Annotated in this window: 12 protein-coding genes and 1 riboswitch; of the genes, 5 read left to right on the top strand and 7 right to left on the bottom strand. The window is 45.5% G+C overall.

What is annotated here, in order from left to right; translation table 11 throughout:
* Nucleotide 1: 1 nt before the first annotated feature.
* The 6 genes from mshL to AC5O63_RS18925 form a co-directional block, all read right to left on the bottom strand.
* Nucleotides 2-1666 (bottom strand): pilus (MSHA type) biogenesis protein MshL, encoded by a 1665-nt coding sequence (mshL, locus tag AC5O63_RS18950; protein WP_171324902.1) that lies wholly within the window; start codon nt 1664-1666, stop codon nt 2-4.
* 15 nt (nt 1667-1681) lie between these two features.
* Nucleotides 1682-1987, bottom strand: a complete 306-nt coding sequence (locus AC5O63_RS18945; RefSeq protein ID WP_494505957.1) for an MSHA biogenesis protein MshK — start codon at nt 1985-1987, stop codon at nt 1682-1684.
* Between the two features lie 10 nt (nt 1988-1997).
* Nucleotides 1998-2648: an MSHA biogenesis protein MshJ gene (locus tag AC5O63_RS18940; protein ID WP_494505917.1), complete on the bottom strand. Its 651-nt coding sequence runs from the start codon at nt 2646-2648 to the stop codon at nt 1998-2000.
* Nucleotides 2648-4090 (bottom strand): MSHA biogenesis protein MshI, encoded by a 1443-nt coding sequence (locus tag AC5O63_RS18935; protein ID WP_494505916.1) that lies wholly within the window; start codon nt 4088-4090, stop codon nt 2648-2650. Before AC5O63_RS18935 ends, AC5O63_RS18940 begins: the two co-directional genes overlap by 1 nt.
* 8 nt (nt 4091-4098) lie before the next feature.
* Nucleotides 4099-6117 (bottom strand): RNase E specificity factor CsrD, encoded by a 2019-nt coding sequence (csrD, locus tag AC5O63_RS18930; protein WP_494505915.1) that lies wholly within the window; start codon nt 6115-6117, stop codon nt 4099-4101.
* A gap of 164 nt (nt 6118-6281) precedes the next feature.
* Nucleotides 6282-6818 carry a single-stranded DNA-binding protein gene (locus AC5O63_RS18925; RefSeq protein ID WP_069667424.1) on the bottom strand — a complete coding sequence of 179 codons (537 nt, stop codon included), beginning with the start codon at nt 6816-6818 and terminating at the stop codon, nt 6282-6284.
* Between the two features lie 283 nt (nt 6819-7101).
* Between AC5O63_RS18925 and AC5O63_RS18920 the strand changes: the two genes are divergently transcribed.
* From AC5O63_RS18920 to AC5O63_RS18905, 4 genes are all read left to right on the top strand, one after another.
* Complete coding sequence (locus AC5O63_RS18920) at nt 7102-7752, top strand: LuxR C-terminal-related transcriptional regulator (RefSeq protein WP_272785778.1); 651 nt, start codon at nt 7102-7104, stop codon at nt 7750-7752.
* Between the two features lie 118 nt (nt 7753-7870).
* Nucleotides 7871-8746: a UTP--glucose-1-phosphate uridylyltransferase GalU gene (gene galU / locus AC5O63_RS18915; RefSeq protein WP_171324884.1), complete on the top strand. Its 876-nt coding sequence runs from the start codon at nt 7871-7873 to the stop codon at nt 8744-8746.
* 140 nt (nt 8747-8886) lie between these two features.
* Nucleotides 8887-11709, top strand: a complete 2823-nt coding sequence (gene uvrA / locus AC5O63_RS18910; protein WP_494505914.1) for an excinuclease ABC subunit UvrA — start codon at nt 8887-8889, stop codon at nt 11707-11709.
* Nucleotides 11710-11825: 116 nt separating this feature from the next.
* A complete protein-coding gene (locus tag AC5O63_RS18905; RefSeq protein WP_494505913.1) occupies nt 11826-13601 on the top strand; it encodes a PglL family O-oligosaccharyltransferase in 1776 nt (591 codons plus the stop codon).
* A 64-nt stretch (nt 13602-13665) separates the two neighbouring features.
* On the opposite strand, the gene AC5O63_RS18900 is transcribed toward AC5O63_RS18905, so the two are convergent.
* The gene (locus AC5O63_RS18900) at nt 13666-14787 is read right to left on the bottom strand and encodes a pyridoxal-phosphate-dependent aminotransferase family protein (protein ID WP_494505912.1); all 1122 of its coding nucleotides are present in this window, start codon (nt 14785-14787) and stop codon (nt 13666-13668) included.
* Nucleotides 14788-15020: 233 nt separating this feature from the next.
* Nucleotides 15021-15198: riboswitch (Lysine riboswitch) on the top strand.
* A gap of 117 nt (nt 15199-15315) precedes the next feature.
* Between AC5O63_RS18900 and lysC the strand changes: the two genes are divergently transcribed.
* Nucleotides 15316-16668, top strand: coding sequence for a lysine-sensitive aspartokinase 3 (gene lysC, locus AC5O63_RS18895; RefSeq protein WP_494505911.1), 1353 nt, complete (start codon nt 15316-15318; stop codon nt 16666-16668).
* Nucleotides 16669-16738: the final 70 nt, after the last annotated feature.

Below are 16738 nucleotides of genomic sequence, written 5' to 3'. Positions count from 1 at the left end.
ACTACTGCTCGTCAGGGAACCACTCTTGTAATAGATCTCGCGAGCGCTCAAGCTCTTTCTGCCATGTGTTAACGCCGACCACTGAAGGCTTAAGCAAAATAACCAGTTCTGTTTTTTGAGTTAACTTAGTCGTGTTACGGAATAAATGCCCCAGTGCTGGTACATCACCTAAAAATGGCACTTTCGATACTTGATCAAAGGTGTTGGATTTCATCAAGCCACCAATCACAACCACATCGCCATCTTGAGCGCGAATCACTGAGTCCGACTCACGGATCGAGCTAGTTGCTAGTGGTAGCGTTAGGTTGGTATTGCCATAGCTGATCTCTTTACGCTCTTCATTTACATCAATTACTGCAGGGTGAACATGCAGTAAGACATTGCCTTGATCATCAATTTGCGGCGTAACGTCTAGCGAGATGCCGGAAAAGAAAGGAGTCAGTTCAACATCTGTCGAGGTATTGGTCGACGAAGTACTGGTATCGGTATTGGATGAAAAATCAGTCACAAAGTAGCTGTCTGTACCTACCTTTATGACCGCTTTTTGGTTGTTTGAAGCCGTCACACGAGGGCTTGAAAGTACATTCAAATCACCTTGCGTTGCCATAAAGCTCAGTACCGCTTCGAAGCTACCACTAGAAATAACCAAGTTCGACTGACCGCCTAAAAGAGTGCCAATTGAGTCTAGCCCTGGAAGCGTAGCAGGCACAATCGCACCAGCGGCATTCTTAACAATCGAGCCCTGACCAAGTGAGTAGTTGGTGCCGTTAGAAGAGAATGCTTTTGACCAGTTGATCCCTTGCTGATAGCCGTCACTTAACGTCACTTCTAATATTTTCGCTTCCAAAATCACTTGGCGATGCATACGTTGCTGAGAGACACCTAAGAAGTTACGTACTTCTCGAATTTCATCGGGGAAAGCTCGCACTGTAATTACACTGGCTTGCGGAGTGACAACCACGCTTTGACCGTCACCTGAGCCAATCAGCTGCGCGACCGCTGTTTCTAGCTGAGGCCAAAAATCACTTTCACTGGTTGTTTCAATCTCAGTGCCACCCTTGACGTTGTTGCTACTGCGATTATTCGAGTTAGAGTTCGACGATGATGTGGTACTTGACGAGCTTGAGCTCGACGAATTGTTATCCGTGTTAGTGATTGTCCCTGTCGAGATAGAAGTGAGGGAGCGACCCGCGCGTTTAAACTGTAGATAGTCGACTGGAATGGTCACCGTTCTAAGACCCGCAGGATAAATCTGAATGACATTGCCTACTTTGTCGATGTCATAGCCATACATATCTTGTACGACCGATAACACTTCATCTAAAGAGACGTCATTTAGATTGACGGTAATATTACCACTAACATTAGGGTGGATAGCCGCGCTGTACTGAGTGCCTTTGACTAAGCTGGCGAAAAAGGCTTTAGCATCAACACCGTTGGCTTTAATCCTAAAACGCTTAATGGTCTTAGACACCGCTGTCTCATCACCGCTAAGTTCAGGCATAAGATCAGCTTCAACCGAAGGTGGCAGCGTCTCTAGAGTACGGCTATTGTTTTCGTTAATCGCTTGATTAATTGCACCTTTCGCCTCGACAGGATCTCGATGTCCCATCGCACAACCGGCTAATAAGCTTGTAATCGTAATTGCTATCGCGAGTTTACGCATACGTTTCCACTGACCTTACTGTTTCACTTCCAGAGAGAAGAGATTTAATTTCCACTGCTTGCCACCTCTAACTAAGGTCACAACTTCTGGTTTTATTTGACTCACTTTGTAGCCGTTCACTTGCTCTCCAGCAAGTACAACCTGACCATTGATAATGGCGCTACACCCCGCAGCTTCCTCGCAGACGATACTTTGTAGCTTAGGCACTGGCTTACGCTTTACTATTGTTGCCTTGCTCTGCTGAGGACTCTGCCAGCCCAGGGGGGCGGTTGGGTCTTGCGATGCCATGACATTTAGAGAGAGCCCAACGGTAAGTAACATAACGATTGTTCTAACCACCAATAAACTCCTGCCTTGTTCCTAAGGTATACACCTCAAGCACTAAACGCGCTGTTGGGTACTCTTCTACTGAGTAATGAAAGCTGCGCCAATAATATTTTACTGGTAACGCTTCCAGCGCCTCTAAATAGTCAACAATGGCAAAATACTTACCCGTCAGCTCTAATCTGACAGGGTGTACGTAGTAACTGGCCAAATTTGAATTGCTTTCATTGCTGACGATAGGCTCTGCCGTTTGAGACTCTAAAGAGACTAAGTGCAAACCTTTAGAGTCTGCCAATACTTGTTCCAATAGCTGAGCCATTTGACTCGGCGCAATCAGGTTTTCGACAATCGCAGCCAATTGAGTTGACAGTTCTTGGCTCTCTACCATCAGCTGTTTGTACTCTTGATTAAGCTCTTGGTCTGGATCTTTTTGCAACTTTGCGGTCATCAGCAAGATATCTGCTTCTAAGCGCTGCACATTAAGCTTAGTCGAGGTAATGCGCTGTGAGGTTGCTCGATTTTGCTCAAAAGCAGGTTCAATCAGCAATGTCAGCAACCCAAGGATAATAATCACAAAACCACACACTGTGATTAAGCCCTTTTCTCTCGCGCTTAGTTGGACAAATCGATCACACCACTGCTGCCAGTACTGCTGCATTATTTACTCTCCTGCTCAGTAGTCTTAAGCTCAAAGGTAATGATGTTCTGCTCATTGCGGCCAATTTTTAGCTTTTCAAACGTTCGCCCAACAAGGTTCAACTCGGTTTTGAACTGATTGACCCAGTTTGGTATGGCTTTCGCTTCACGCGCTAAGCCATGCAAGTCCAACTGAGTGGCATTAATGGTGATGGAGTTTAATGAAATATCATTACGACCAAGTTGAGCTAACGAGCGCATCACCCCTGAGTAACCCAATTGTTGTGAGTCATCGAACTCGCCAACCGCTTGCAATGAATTACGCTTAGCCTCTATCTCTAGCTTAAGTCTAGCGACTGCGGCAACTTTTTCGGGTGTCGGTTTATGCTGAGCGACACGTTGGGTTAAGCTCTCAGCCTGCTGCTTAAATTCAGCTTCTTGCGACAAATAGGCTTTAAGCTCAGAGTCCATTTGACTGTGCTGATATTTTAGTCCGGCATAACCTAGCCCTAACATTAGCGCCGTGACAAGCCAACCCAGCGCTACGTTTTGCAAAGTGAAATACTCTTTGCTCGGTTTTAAGTCATCAGGAAATAAGTTAATTTCCGCTTGCTCTAGCTTATTAGCACTTTCCGCTAACACTGCACCAGATTCTTGTTCCACATCGACAAGCGCGGCGACTTTTACACTTAGGCTATCGCCCAAGTTCTGTATTAGTTGTTGCTGCTCTTCCTCATCACAACATACTTGTAACTGATGCAGTGAAGCCCCACGCATCTGGGAGGAGAGATAATCAATGGAACGCTGAAGCTCTAGCGCAAGACTATCAAGCTGTAGCGCACTAGCTGCCATACCCGTTAAGGGAGCTACAACACCACGAATCGTCCTTTGAAAAGCACATTGAGAGTCAACAAACGCGCTAATACGAAATGACCCTTGCTTGCTTCTTTGCAGTAGCAAGAAGGTCGTCATATCCCCTGCGGAGTGTCCCCAAACTTCGTCTTCAACTAATACTTCTGATAACTCTATTTTGAGTGCTTGCAAAGACTCATAAAGCCCAACAACCAGTGCGCGTTGCAAAACGTAAACCTGAAGCTTGTTGTTGACAGTGGTAGGGGCAGAATCGGCAACGATCTCTGTGACCTTTTCACTGATCAGATCTTTAACCAAGAACGGCAGTGCACTTTTCAGTTCTTCAGCGGGAATGTTGGGCTTATCAAGTTGGAAGGTTTGATAAATATTGGCGTGCAAAACCACTTTTAACGAGATGTTGGCAATACTCGCGTCACGTAAGGTTTTAAGTAGCGCCTCTTGCCATGATATGCCTTCGATTGCCACTTGGGTCGGTAAGGAGAAGTCTGCTGAAGCAGAGAAAAAAAGCGCACTAGGTTGCACCACGACACAAACACCTGCCGTAGCCTGATTGCTGCTTTTAAACTTTCCTATCAAAGATTGAATCTTCATCTTTATATCTACGCTTTGCGCCAACGGTTGCGGCGTCCAATTTGTACTTTGTTCTGCTTAACCTGCATAGGTTCTTTGCGCTCAGTCACTTTTGGCTTAGGCAACATCTGCTGCTCTGCCGCCAAAAATCGCCCTTGAATGCCGTGAACACCAAGCTCAAGCATGGTTCTGTGCTCTTGCTTATTATCGACACCTACGGCAATAACCTGAGTTTCTAGTCCCGCACATGCCCCGAGTAAACTGCGCACGAACAACTGGTTTTCATGACGTTGGTCGATTTTCTTAATTAAACTTCGGTGTAACTTCAGATAGCTAACTGGGAACTCTTTTAGGTAGTGAGTACTAACTATAGAACGCCCAGCTTGACCAACAACAACGCTACTGCCTAAGCCTGTAATCATTTTTGCCACCGGGCGAATATAATCTAAATGTTTAACCAAACGAGCTTCAGCAAATTCAAAAGATAGCCTAGCTCTTTGCTCGCTAGTCAGTTGCAGCAACTCATCACGAAACCATTTAAAGAAACTCCGTTCGGCAAAAGGTATCACATGCAGGTTAATAGAGTAACTGTTTGAATCATTTGAATGTCTTATATGGCGAATTATTGTTTTCACCACAGCTTTATCTAGTGTTGCTTCATAGCCGATAGACTCAACCGCCGAGTTAAAACGAGAGGCCTTTATAACCCCTTTTTCGGGATCATTAATACGCGCAAACAGTTCAAAATGTTCGACGGAGGGCTCATTGCGTTTATCTAATAAATAGCAGGGCTGGGAAAAGATATAGAGTTGATCAGGTTGTAGCGCGACATCCAATAGCGTGCGCCAACGAACACTACCACGCTCTTCATCCTGGTTAACGTGTTTTTGAAAACGGCTCCAAGTATTGATTCGTTGCAACTGGGCACTTTTCAATGCAGTTTCAGCTTCATCAAGAACCCGACCTTGGCTTTCGCCTTCGCGGTACATACTGACACCAATATGCACCCAATTGTCATTTTCTAATGGCGAAGGTGGTGCTAGCTTAGCAAGTTGCTTGAGACATTGGGCAGCCACATTGGACACTTCTTTACTCGAAAGGTTTGGCGCAAAGATTGCGAAATCAGAGCTGTAATAGCGCGACAAGATCACGTCTGGGTAACGCTGTATCACATTACTCAGCCCTTCACCGACACTGATGAGAAAATCATTCGCTACCTGTTTATCGTGGTCTTCTTCAATTTGCTCCCAATCATCCACTCGTAGGATCAGTATCCCGCCATGAGAACCGTGTTCAGATAGCGCCGCTTCTAACTTGCTATCAAATAACACTCGGTTCGCCGCCCCGGTTAGCTGATCAAGAAACGTCTGGCTACGAATAAAGGTATCGAAACGGCTACGCTCCTGGCGAGCATCTTGCAACTCTTCAATAAGTCGGTCTAGTGCCTGACTTGCGGTAAACGGCCACTCTTTTTCATCGCCAACCGAATGATCTTCTACTCTTCCAGCGAGAATCATCCTACCGCGCTCTTCAAGTAGCTCGGAGCCATGTAACTGCTCTTTCAGCCATTTAAGCCCCCTCACCAAGCAAAATACGATAAAGGCAACTGCTAGAGTGATAGACCACAAAGCTTGGATTGAATAGCCATAACCGATATAAGGCGGTACCGCTTTGAAATGTATCCGATAACCTTGATTGCGCTCCAACGTATACTCAGCTTCGTAGAGTAATGCGGCGTCAACTTTTGACGACGTATCTTTAAAACGGTAAATCACACCAAACTCAGACAGCAGCTCCATCTCAACAATGTTGGACGCTTGAAGCATTTTAGGCATCCATCTTTGCAGCGAGTAGGCGGCATCAGGATCTTCCATCTCTTTATCCAGCACTTCCACAATGCCTTTAAGAGATTGATCGAGATATTCTTGACCAAGACGTTTAAACGATAAGGTGCCACCTAAGAAAAGGATAAACATTGCACTAATAACGATCATGGTTACAAAAGCAACCAGTCGAGTACTGAGCTTTAAGGTAGGGGTATACCTCATGAATCGAGAATTCCTTTTCTAAACAGACAATCGGTTTATTTATATTGAAGAGGCTAACAATCAACTTGGTAACAAATAGAAGCTGATGACAACAATAGCCTTAGCTCTCTATTTACTATATAAAAAAGCCGCGACTTGCGCGGCTTTTTTTCAATAACAGACACTTAGAATGGGATGTCGTCATCAAAATCCATTGGCGGCTCATTGTACTGAGGCTGAGCTTGTTGTGGTTGTGACTGCGGCTGTTGAGCAGGTTGATGCTGCATTGCAGGCTGCTGAGGTTGTCCCCATCCTCCTTGTTGAGGTTGCTGCTGTTGGCCCATGCCTTGACCTGGAGCACCGCCTTGAGCACGGCCACCAAGCATTTGCATTACGCCGTTAAAGCCTTGAACTACAACTTCTGTTGTGTAGCGATCTTGACCACTTTGATCTTGCCACTTACGAGTTTGAAGTTGGCCTTCAACGTAAACTTGAGAGCCCTTACGTAGATATTCACCAGCAACTTCAGCTAACTTGCCGAATAGTGCAACACGGTGCCATTCCGTTTTTTCACGCTGTTCGCCAGTGGCTTTATCACGCCACGATTCAGACGTTGCGATAGTAATATTGGCTACAGCACCGCCACTTGGCATGTAACGTACTTCTGGGTCAGAACCCAGATTACCGACTAAAATAACTTTGTTAACTCCACGGCTAGCCATGTTTCGCTCCGTCTAACTTTGGTATTGATTAAGAAATAGCGCAATAGGATAACACGCTTTGCGCTCGGTACAAATCTCTGTCGCTACAATGTCTAGAATCGGGATCTTGCTATATCCTGCGCGGTATAATTTTAGAGAAAACTCAAAACTTATCGAGATTGAGAAATCAGTTAATTACCGAATCACATGAAATAAAACGCAAAGCCTGCACCTCAGCTCGCACATAGTTCCCCTTTAAGTCACTCTAAATAAAAACATAATCAATGTCAGTAACGAGGGACTTATGGCTAAAAACATCTATGCGCGAACTATTTACTTTCTCACAGAAAACAAGTCTGTAAATCCAATCATTGAACGCTTAGAGAGACGAATGGAGATCGCCATTCCGACAATGGCACCCAACGATTTGTTACTCGCCCTACAGCAGTATAAACACCGCATCTTAATCATTGATTACCAAGAATACACCCAACTGAAAAACGTAATTAGTGAACTCCCTTTGGCAGACAAGTCATTTGAAACCATCATTTTTAATGTCTCTCATCGCTTGACCACAGACGAACTATTGGCATTTGGTCATTTGAAAGCTGTCTTCTACCAAGATATAGACATAGAGCAGCTCGTCAAAGGGTATGAAGGGGTTATCAATGGTGAAACCTGGTTGCCAAGAAAAGTCACGGCACAGTTACTGTTCCACTATCGTAATGTTGTTGACACCCATACCACGCCCGCAACCGTCGACTTAACCACTAGAGAGATGCAAATCTTGCGTTGTTTAATGTCTGGGGCTTCCAATACCCAAATTGCAGACGATATGTTTATCAGTGAGTTCACCGTTAAATCTCATTTGCAGAAGGTTTTTAAGAAACTAAGCGTCAAAAATCGAGTCCAGGCAGCCGCTTGGGCCAAACAACATATGCGGCCAATGTCTTAATTCTAAAACCAAGTTATATTTGGTTGTTTTTCTAGATACTCGTTCATCAACAATTCACCTACCTTGTGGTATTGTTGCGCCAATTAAAGAATAAGTATCTATAGCAAAGGGTTGAATCATGATTAAAAAATGCCTGTTTCCGGCAGCGGGTTACGGTACGCGTTTCCTACCAGCCACCAAATCAATGCCAAAAGAGATGATGCCGGTAGTCAACAAACCGCTTATTGAATATGGTGTTGAGGAAGCAATCCAAGCAGGCATGAATGGGATGTGTATTGTGACCGGCCGTGGCAAGCACTCAATCATGGATCACTTCGACAAGAACTATGAGCTTGAGCACCAGATCAGTGGCACCAACAAAGAAGAACTGCTGGTCGATATTCGCGATATTATCGAAAGTGCAAACTTCACCTACATTCGTCAGCGCGAGATGAAAGGCTTGGGCCATGCAATTTTGACCGGCAAAGAGCTAGTCGGCGATGAGCCTTTTGCTGTCGTACTTGCAGACGACTTGTGTGTCAACGAACAAGAAGGTGTTTTGGCGCAAATGGTGGCACTGTTCAAGCAGTTCCGTTGTTCCATTGTCGCAGTGCAAGAAGTACCGGAAAATGAGACCCATAAATACGGCGTCATCTCAGGCGAAATGATCAAAGACGACATCTTCCGCGTCGATGACATGGTTGAAAAACCTGAGCCTGGCACAGCACCAAGCAACTTAGCCATTATTGGCCGCTATATCCTGACTCCAGATATTTTTGAACTGATTGAAAACACCGAGCCGGGTAAAGGTGGTGAGATTCAAATTACTGATGCGTTGCTTAAACAAGCGAAAGCAGGCTGCGTTTTGGCATACAAATTCAAAGGTAAACGCTTTGACTGCGGTAGCGTCGAAGGTTATATCGAAGCGACGAACTACTGCTTTGAAAATCTGTACTTAAAAGATGCGCATAAATCTGAGTTAGGTAAACAAAAGACAACTAAAGAAAACGCTTAGTTCACTCAATTTTAAACATCACTGCGCAAGGCAGCCTAATCGCTGCCTTTTCTTTTACTGTTTTTTTATCCAGTATTTCTTTGCACAATTCTCACACTATGTAATACTTAGCCAACTTGTTGTTACCCAGAGTGTTGAGAATGGATCAGATAGAAGTCCGCGGTGCCCGCACCCATAACCTGAAAAATATTAACGTAACCATACCTCGTGATAAGTTGATCGTGATTACAGGTCTATCTGGTTCAGGTAAGTCATCACTCGCTTTTGATACCTTGTATGCTGAAGGACAACGTCGCTACGTCGAATCGTTATCCGCTTACGCTCGCCAGTTCCTCTCTTTAATGGAAAAACCTGATGTTGACCATATCGAAGGCCTGTCTCCAGCGATCTCAATAGAGCAAAAATCAACCTCGCATAACCCACGTTCAACCGTCGGTACCATTACTGAAGTCTACGACTATCTTAGACTACTCTATGCTCGTGTTGGTGAGCCACGCTGTCCTGACCACAAAGTTCCACTCGCTGCCCAAACCGTTTCTCAGATGGTGGATAAAGTACTTGAGCTGCCAGAAGGTGCCAAGATGATGCTACTGGCTCCCATCGTTAAGGAGCGTAAAGGTGAGCACGTCAAAACCCTAGAAAATCTTGCAGCTCAAGGTTTCATTCGTGCGCGAATTGACGGTGAAACTTGTGATCTTTCCGATCCCCCAACGCTAGAACTGCATAAAAAGCACACCATTGAAGTGGTTGTCGACCGCTTTAAGGTACGTGGTGATCTTCAACAACGTCTTGCTGAATCGTTTGAGACCGCACTGGAGCTTTCTGGCGGTATTGCTGTTGTTGCTGCTATGGACGGTGACGGAGAAGAGATTGTCTTCTCTGCAAACTTCGCTTGCCCACACTGTGGCTATAGCATGCAAGAGCTAGAACCTAGGCTATTTTCCTTCAACAACCCTGCAGGTGCTTGTCACACTTGTGATGGACTTGGTGTACAGCAGTATTTTGATCCTGCGCGAGTGATCGTCGACGATTCATTGAGCCTAGCAGAAGGAGCAATCCGAGGCTGGGATCAGAAAAACTATTACTACTTCCAGATGCTCTCTTCTCTGGCAGAGCACTACGATTTTGACCTTAAGGCGCCATTTAACTCACTGCCAAAGAAAATTCGTGATGTCATTCTAACTGGCTCTGGACGTACTGAAGTTGAGTTTAAATACATCAATGACCGTGGTGATATTCGGGTTAAACATCACCCATTTGAAGGGATATTAAATACCCTCGAACGCCGCTATCGTGATACTGAATCCAATGCTGTGCGTGAAGATTTGGCCAAATATATCTCAACCAAAACCTGTTCTAGCTGTGATGGTAGTCGCCTGCGTCTAGAAGCGCGTAATGTGTTTATTGGTGATACAACCCTGCCTGAAATTGTTGAGTTCAGTATTGCCGATGCATTAGGTTTCTTTGCTTCTTTACATCTTGAAGGACAACGCGCGCAGATCGCCGAAAAAGTAATGAAGGAGATCAATGATCGCCTGCAGTTTCTAGTTAACGTCGGCTTGAACTACCTTAATCTCTCTCGTAGTGCAGAGACCTTGTCCGGTGGTGAAGCTCAACGCATTCGTCTTGCGAGCCAAATTGGTGCTGGCCTAGTTGGTGTGATGTACGTTCTCGATGAACCTTCTATCGGCCTACATCAACGTGATAACGAACGCCTACTTAAGACTCTGACCCACCTACGTGACCTAGGCAATACTGTCTTAGTGGTTGAGCATGATGAAGATGCCATTCGCATCGCTGATCACGTGATTGATATTGGCCCAGGCGCTGGTGTCCACGGTGGTAACGTGGTTGCAGAAGGGACAATGGATGAAATTATTGCCAACCCGAATTCAGTAACCGGCCAGTACCTCAGCGGCAAAAAAGAAATCTCTGTGCCAAGCAATCGCACGCCTAAAGATAGCAAGAAGGTTGTCGAGCTGATTGGTGCTTCTGGCAACAACTTAAAAGATGTCACCTTAGAGATTCCTGTCGGTCTATTTAGCTGTATAACCGGTGTATCTGGCTCAGGAAAATCAACTCTTATCAACGATACTTTCTTTAAGATTGCCCATACTCAGCTAAATGGCGCAACGACAGCTATGCCTGCGCCATATAAAAAGATTAAAGGGCTAGAGCATTTTGATAAAGTGATCGATATTGACCAGAGCCCGATCGGTCGTACACCTCGCTCAAACCCAGCTACCTACACAGGTATTTTTACCCCAATTCGAGAATTATTTGCTGGAACTCAAGAGTCTCGTTCTCGTGGCTATAAGCCGGGTCGCTTTAGTTTCAACGTACGCGGTGGTCGTTGTGAAGCTTGCCAAGGCGATGGTGTGATTAAAGTCGAAATGCACTTCCTGCCAGATGTTTATGTGCCATGTGATGTGTGTAAGGGCAAGCGTTACAATCGCGAAACCCTAGAAGTACGCTACAAAGGCAAGACAATCGATGAAGTACTGGAAATGACAGTTGAAGATGCACGCGAGTTCTTTGACCCAGTACCCGTGATTGCTCGCAAGTTACAAACCTTGATGGATGTGGGCTTATCCTACATTCGCTTAGGCCAAGCTGCGACGACCCTATCCGGTGGCGAAGCGCAACGCGTCAAACTGGCCCGTGAGCTGTCTAAGCGAGATACCGGCAAAACCCTATACATTTTGGATGAGCCAACTACCGGCTTACACTTCCACGATATTCAGCAATTACTCACGGTACTGCATCGTCTACGTGACCATGGCAACACCGTAGTCGTGATTGAACACAACCTTGATGTGATCAAAACCGCAGACTGGATTGTGGATTTAGGACCAGAAGGCGGCCAAGGAGGCGGTGAAATTATCGCACAAGGCACGCCAGAAGATGTGTCACTCATCGAAGGCTCTCATACTGCCCGATTCCTCAAGCCTATGTTAAAATAGCAATTAATAGTAAAATTTACAGACCAGTGTAATACCAATCGGGATAAGTAGATGTCCAGATAACTATTCTGATTGGTATCCGATCGCCGGTCTGTTTGTTTGAGGTATCAAGATTTATGGCGACCACACATGTAGCAGGGACAGAGCTTGAATTAAAGGCGCCAAAGATCCCTTTAACCAGACCTTTCTTAGTCACTATCGGGATACTCTTCCTGTTAGCGATGCACTTTTTTATGCCCAATCCGGGTGGCGCTGGTCTTGCTTTAGCCTTTAACCCCACAACTTGGCTTGTGGTGAGTTTCTCTATTGCGATCGGTTTATATCAGCTCGGTAGCTACGGCAGCTTAAGATACAACAAGCTCACAATAGGTTTATTTGTGTGCTGCATTATGCTCACCCTACCCGTGATCTATTCAGGTTCGAATCTTGAGTTATCATTAGGAAAACTCACTGGTCTTTGGGCAGGTTATATTCTGTTTGTTGTCTTGCAGCAATTTCGCTTCAGCAACAAGCAAAAACAGCGGCTACTCTGGTTTATCACCATTGCGGTCTTTATCGAAGCTATTTTCGGCTGGGTACAGTATTTGGCCCTAGAGCCGGGCAACTTCTTTGGCTACAACACCGAATCAAACCGCCCTTACGGCATCTTTCAGCAACCCAATGTGATGGCGAGTTTTCTCGCAACCGGATTAGCGCTATCTGGCTATTTGCTCACTCGTCATCCGACCAAGTACCAACGTAAAGTCAGTGAAGTCGCCTTACTGTATTTAATGCCTGTTGCAACTGTCCCATTACTGGTTGTATTGGCTTCACGCACTGGTTGGTTAGCTGCAATTCTTTCTATTGCCCTCTTGATTCCGTACGTATTTAGATTTGCAACCAAAAAACGCTTTGTCGGTTGGATAGTGGCCATAATTGTGGGAACTGGGCTAGGCTTTTCAACCCCATTAATGACTGGGCAAGAAGACTCTTTAGTGGAACAGAAGAGCAATCTAGAAAGCCCGAGAAGGTATACCTTTCCTCAAGCACTCGACATGCTGATCGAAAAGCCGTTTACAGGCTATGGATATGGTCGATTTGAGCCAGAGTACATGGTGTACACAGCGAGACAACACCAGTTAAATCAGAGTTATAAACCTGGTTTAGCGGCAATGGACCATCCACATAACGAATTGCTCTACTGGGGAGTTGAAGGTGGCTTACTGCCCCTACTCGCGATCATACTCGCTGCGCTGTTTGTTCTTGCTCGACTCTATCAGGCCAAGAAAGGTACACGCTTGGCAATGTTTGCCCTGTTTGTACCCATCGTTCTGCATAGTCAGCTTGAGTATCCGTTTTATCATTCAGCGATTCACTGGATAACCTTTGTCATTCTGCTCTACTGGGTAGATCAAAGGGCGAGCAGTTATCGCCAAGCACCATTTAGTATTATCTCCAAAACGGCACTACGGGTGCTCAGCTTAGTCATACCAATAGTGACAAGCTTCTATATGCTGACCACTTTGCATACCAATTATGTGCTTACCCAGTTTGAACGCTCACAACCTAAAGATCCTGACATACTTAACCAAGTCACTAACCCTGTAGTTTGGAAAGACAGATACGATTGGGATATCTATAGTACTTATCTCAATATTGGCTTATACAAGCAAGATCCTCAGTTTATCCAGCCATACATAGATTGGTCACTGAAGATTATTAAAGATAAACCTCGTCCTGCTTTCTATAACAATTTGATCTTGGCCTATCAAGGGCTGGGAGACAGTGTTAAAGCGGAGCAAATTCGCAGCGAAGCGCAGTTCCTATTCCCTGAGCGCGATTTCTCTGAGGTGCAGTACATCCCACCGAATATCGATGCCTTAAAGGCGGACAGTGAAAAAGAGACTAACTAGAGTCTGTTGATATAAATAAGGCGACCATCTGGTCGCCTTATTAATTGATATGTCCTTGAGACTGCTATTGCGTTAATGCCTCTTCGAGCGCTCTTAGACATAAAGCAACGTTCTCAGCACGAGCGCCGTAACCCATCAAGCCAATACGCCACGCTTTACCTGCTAACGCGCCTAAACCAGCACCAATTTCTAGATTGTAAGTCTCTAGCAGGTGAGTTCTCACTTTAGCCTCATCAATGCCTTGCGGAACATAAATGGCGTTGAGCTGAGGTAAACGAGAGTCCTGCTCGACAACGAACTCAAAGCCTAGCTTCGCTAAGCCTTGTTTCAGTTTTTCATGCATGTCGCGATGTCGCTGCCATGCGTTTTCGAGCCCTTCATTTTTTAGAATCAACAGAGACTCATGCAGAGCATATAAGCTGTTAACAGGCGCAGTATGGTGATAACTACGCTTTCCTTCACCGCTCCAATAGCCAAGCACTAAACTCTGATCTAGGAACCAACTTTGCACTGGTGTGGTACGTGCTTGAATTTTCTCAATCGCAGCAGGAGAAAAGGTCACCGGAGAAAGACCCGGAACACAAGAAAGACACTTCTGACTGCCTGAATAAACCGCATCTAGTTGCCATTCATCGACCTTAAGTGGGACACCACCAAGTGAAGTCACCGCATCTACAATGGATAGTAGGCCATATTGCTTCGCCAACTTACCCAGAGCCTCTGCATCACTGCACGCACCCGTCGACGTTTCAGCGTGAACAAAAGCTAGGATTTTCGCATCAGGATTGTCTTTTAATGCTTGCTCGACTTTATCGACAGAGACTGGCGCGCCCCACTCATCATCGACAACTTCGGCAATACCACCCGCACGTACAACATTTTCACGCATACGCTCGCCAAACACGCCATTGCGACAAACGATCACCTTTTCACCCGGTTCAATAAGGTTAACGAAACAAGTTTCCATTCCTGCACTCCCTGGCGCAGAAACGGCAATCGTAAACTCATTGTCAGTTTGGAAAGCGTACTTGAGCAGCGATTTAAGCTCATCCATCATGCCAACAAATAACGGATCTAAGTGACCAACCGTTGGGCGACTCAAAGCTTGTAACACTTGAGGAGATATATCTGAAGGCCCAGGCCCCATAAGAATACGGTGAGGGGGAATAAAACTTTGAATCGTCATTGGCAGCTCCTTTTTAAATATCACTATAATTTTTGTTCTATCTTTTACTTCCTTAAACCCACCTTAATTCAATTCTTTGTTGGCAGCAATTAGCCCAAAGTATTGAGGTCAAACCAGTGTCACAAGTTTGTTAATTATAAAAAGGCATAAAGTTACAAATTCTCATTGACATAGTTCACAGAAAAACGTTCAATGCGGATATGTGGCGAATATTTATGCCACATAGCAAATTATTTTGCAGAAGAGGAGCACTGCCCAGGTAGACGTGTTGTGGAGCCACAAATCCGATACAGCACATTGAGGGGGAGTAGTGCCGAGGTAGATCCGAAGTGTCGGTTTGGATCTGTCGGTTGCTAGGGTTGAATCCCTACAACTGTCATCAGCCCAGTCTGATGATGAGCTTCTGAGGAAAGTCATACATATAAAAGACCCCCTCTCTTTCGCTCAACTCTCTTCATCAAAGCAAAACACTGGATGTTGGTATAGCTACCAAAAGTTTTTATTTTAGGAAGTCGTGGGAGAAATGCTGTGAGCAGTTTTAATGTAGCTAAATTTGGTGGAACAAGCGTTGCTAACTTTGAGGCAATGAGCCGTTGTGCTGCAATTATTGAAGGTAATCCAAATACAAAACTCGTCGTGAGTAGCGCTTGCTCAGGTGTCACTAATCTTCTAGTCGAGCTCGCGAATGGCGTACAAGACCAAGTTCGTCGTAGTGAGATTCTGACTAAACTGGCGCAAATTCATGATGCAGTACTCGAACAGCTTGAAGACGGAACCCAAGCAGCAAGCGATGTTTACGAGATTCTCGACACAGTGACTAGCCTTGCGGAAGCGGCATCGATCCAAGCAAGCCACAAACTGACAGACCACTTAGTCGCGTGTGGTGAGTTGATGTCGACCCACCTACTTACCCAACTGATGAAAGAGCGCGGTATCAGCGCAGTACGTTTTGATATTCGTGACATTCTACGCACCGACAGCAATTTCGGTAAAGCAGAGCCACAACTAGACCAGATCAGCGAGCTTGCTCAGCAATCACTGGTGCCACTGTGCCAAGATGCAGTAGTGATTACTCAAGGCTTTATCGGTTCTGACGCCGAAGGCAACACCACTACTTTAGGTCGTGGTGGTAGTGATTACAGTGCAGCCCTAATCGCCGAAGCCGTTGAAGCTTCTGGACTTGAGATTTGGACAGACGTTCCTGGTATTTACACCACTGATCCACGCATTGCCCCTAAAGCTTCTCCAATTCCTGAAATTAGTTTTAGTGAAGCGTCAGAAATGGCGAACTTTGGCGCTAAGATTCTCCATCCATCGACGCTTCTTCCTGCACTACGCCATGATATTCCTGTATTTGTCGGGTCATCGAAAGAGCCACAGAAGGGCGGTACTTGGATTCGCCATCAGGTAGAAAGCTCACCGCTATTCCGTGCCCTAGCTCTGCGTTGTAACCAAACCATGGTAACACTGCGCAGCGCTAACATGTTCCATGCCTACGGCTTCCTCGCCAAAGTGTTTGAGATTCTTGCTAAGCATAAAATCTCTGTAGACTTAATTACCACTTCAGAGATCAGTGTGTCGCTCACTCTAGACCAAACAGACACTTCTGGTGGAGCACCGCAACTTCCAGAAGCTGCACGCGTTGAGCTCGAAGAGTTATGTACGGTCGAGGTAGAACACAACCTATGCTTGGTTGCTCTGATTGGTAACAATATGAGTGAGAGTAAAGGCTATGCTAAGCAAGTCTTCAGCACTTTGGAAGATTTCAACCTACGTATGATCTGCTACGGCGCGAGCCCGCACAACCTGTGTTTCTTAGTTGATGAGTCAGTCTCAAAACAAGCAATTCAGAAACTGCATACAGAGTTATTTGAGGAATAAAAGGGATTCGGGATTCGACGGATATTTTAAAGGGTTGGCATTTTTGCCAACCCTTTCGTTTTGGAGAGCT

The organism is Vibrio sp. SCP2, assembly GCF_059295395.1.
Note: the sequence above shows the minus strand (reverse complement) of the source record. Positions and strands in the feature narration are given on the sequence as shown.

What these genes read in the sequence shown, in the direction of transcription:
- csrD (WP_494505915.1), bottom strand. Translation starts at nt 6,117, where the DNA reads ATGAGGTATACCCCTACCTTAAAGCTCAGTACTCGACTGGTTGCTTTT.
- AC5O63_RS18945 (WP_494505957.1), bottom strand. Translation starts at nt 1,987, where the DNA reads ATGTTACTTACCGTTGGGCTCTCTCTAAATGTCATGGCATCGCAAGAC.
- AC5O63_RS18905 (WP_494505913.1), top strand. Translation starts at nt 11,826, where the DNA reads ATGGCGACCACACATGTAGCAGGGACAGAGCTTGAATTAAAGGCGCCA.
- galU (WP_171324884.1), top strand. Translation starts at nt 7,871, where the DNA reads ATGATTAAAAAATGCCTGTTTCCGGCAGCGGGTTACGGTACGCGTTTC.
- AC5O63_RS18925 (WP_069667424.1), bottom strand. Translation starts at nt 6,818, where the DNA reads ATGGCTAGCCGTGGAGTTAACAAAGTTATTTTAGTCGGTAATCTGGGT.
- uvrA (WP_494505914.1), top strand. Translation starts at nt 8,887, where the DNA reads ATGGATCAGATAGAAGTCCGCGGTGCCCGCACCCATAACCTGAAAAAT.
- mshL (WP_171324902.1), bottom strand. Translation starts at nt 1,666, where the DNA reads ATGCGTAAACTCGCGATAGCAATTACGATTACAAGCTTATTAGCCGGT.
- AC5O63_RS18900 (WP_494505912.1), bottom strand. Translation starts at nt 14,787, where the DNA reads ATGACGATTCAAAGTTTTATTCCCCCTCACCGTATTCTTATGGGGCCT.
- AC5O63_RS18935 (WP_494505916.1), bottom strand. Translation starts at nt 4,090, where the DNA reads ATGAAGATTCAATCTTTGATAGGAAAGTTTAAAAGCAGCAATCAGGCT.
- AC5O63_RS18940 (WP_494505917.1), bottom strand. Translation starts at nt 2,648, where the DNA reads ATGCAGCAGTACTGGCAGCAGTGGTGTGATCGATTTGTCCAACTAAGC.
- AC5O63_RS18920 (WP_272785778.1), top strand. Translation starts at nt 7,102, where the DNA reads ATGGCTAAAAACATCTATGCGCGAACTATTTACTTTCTCACAGAAAAC.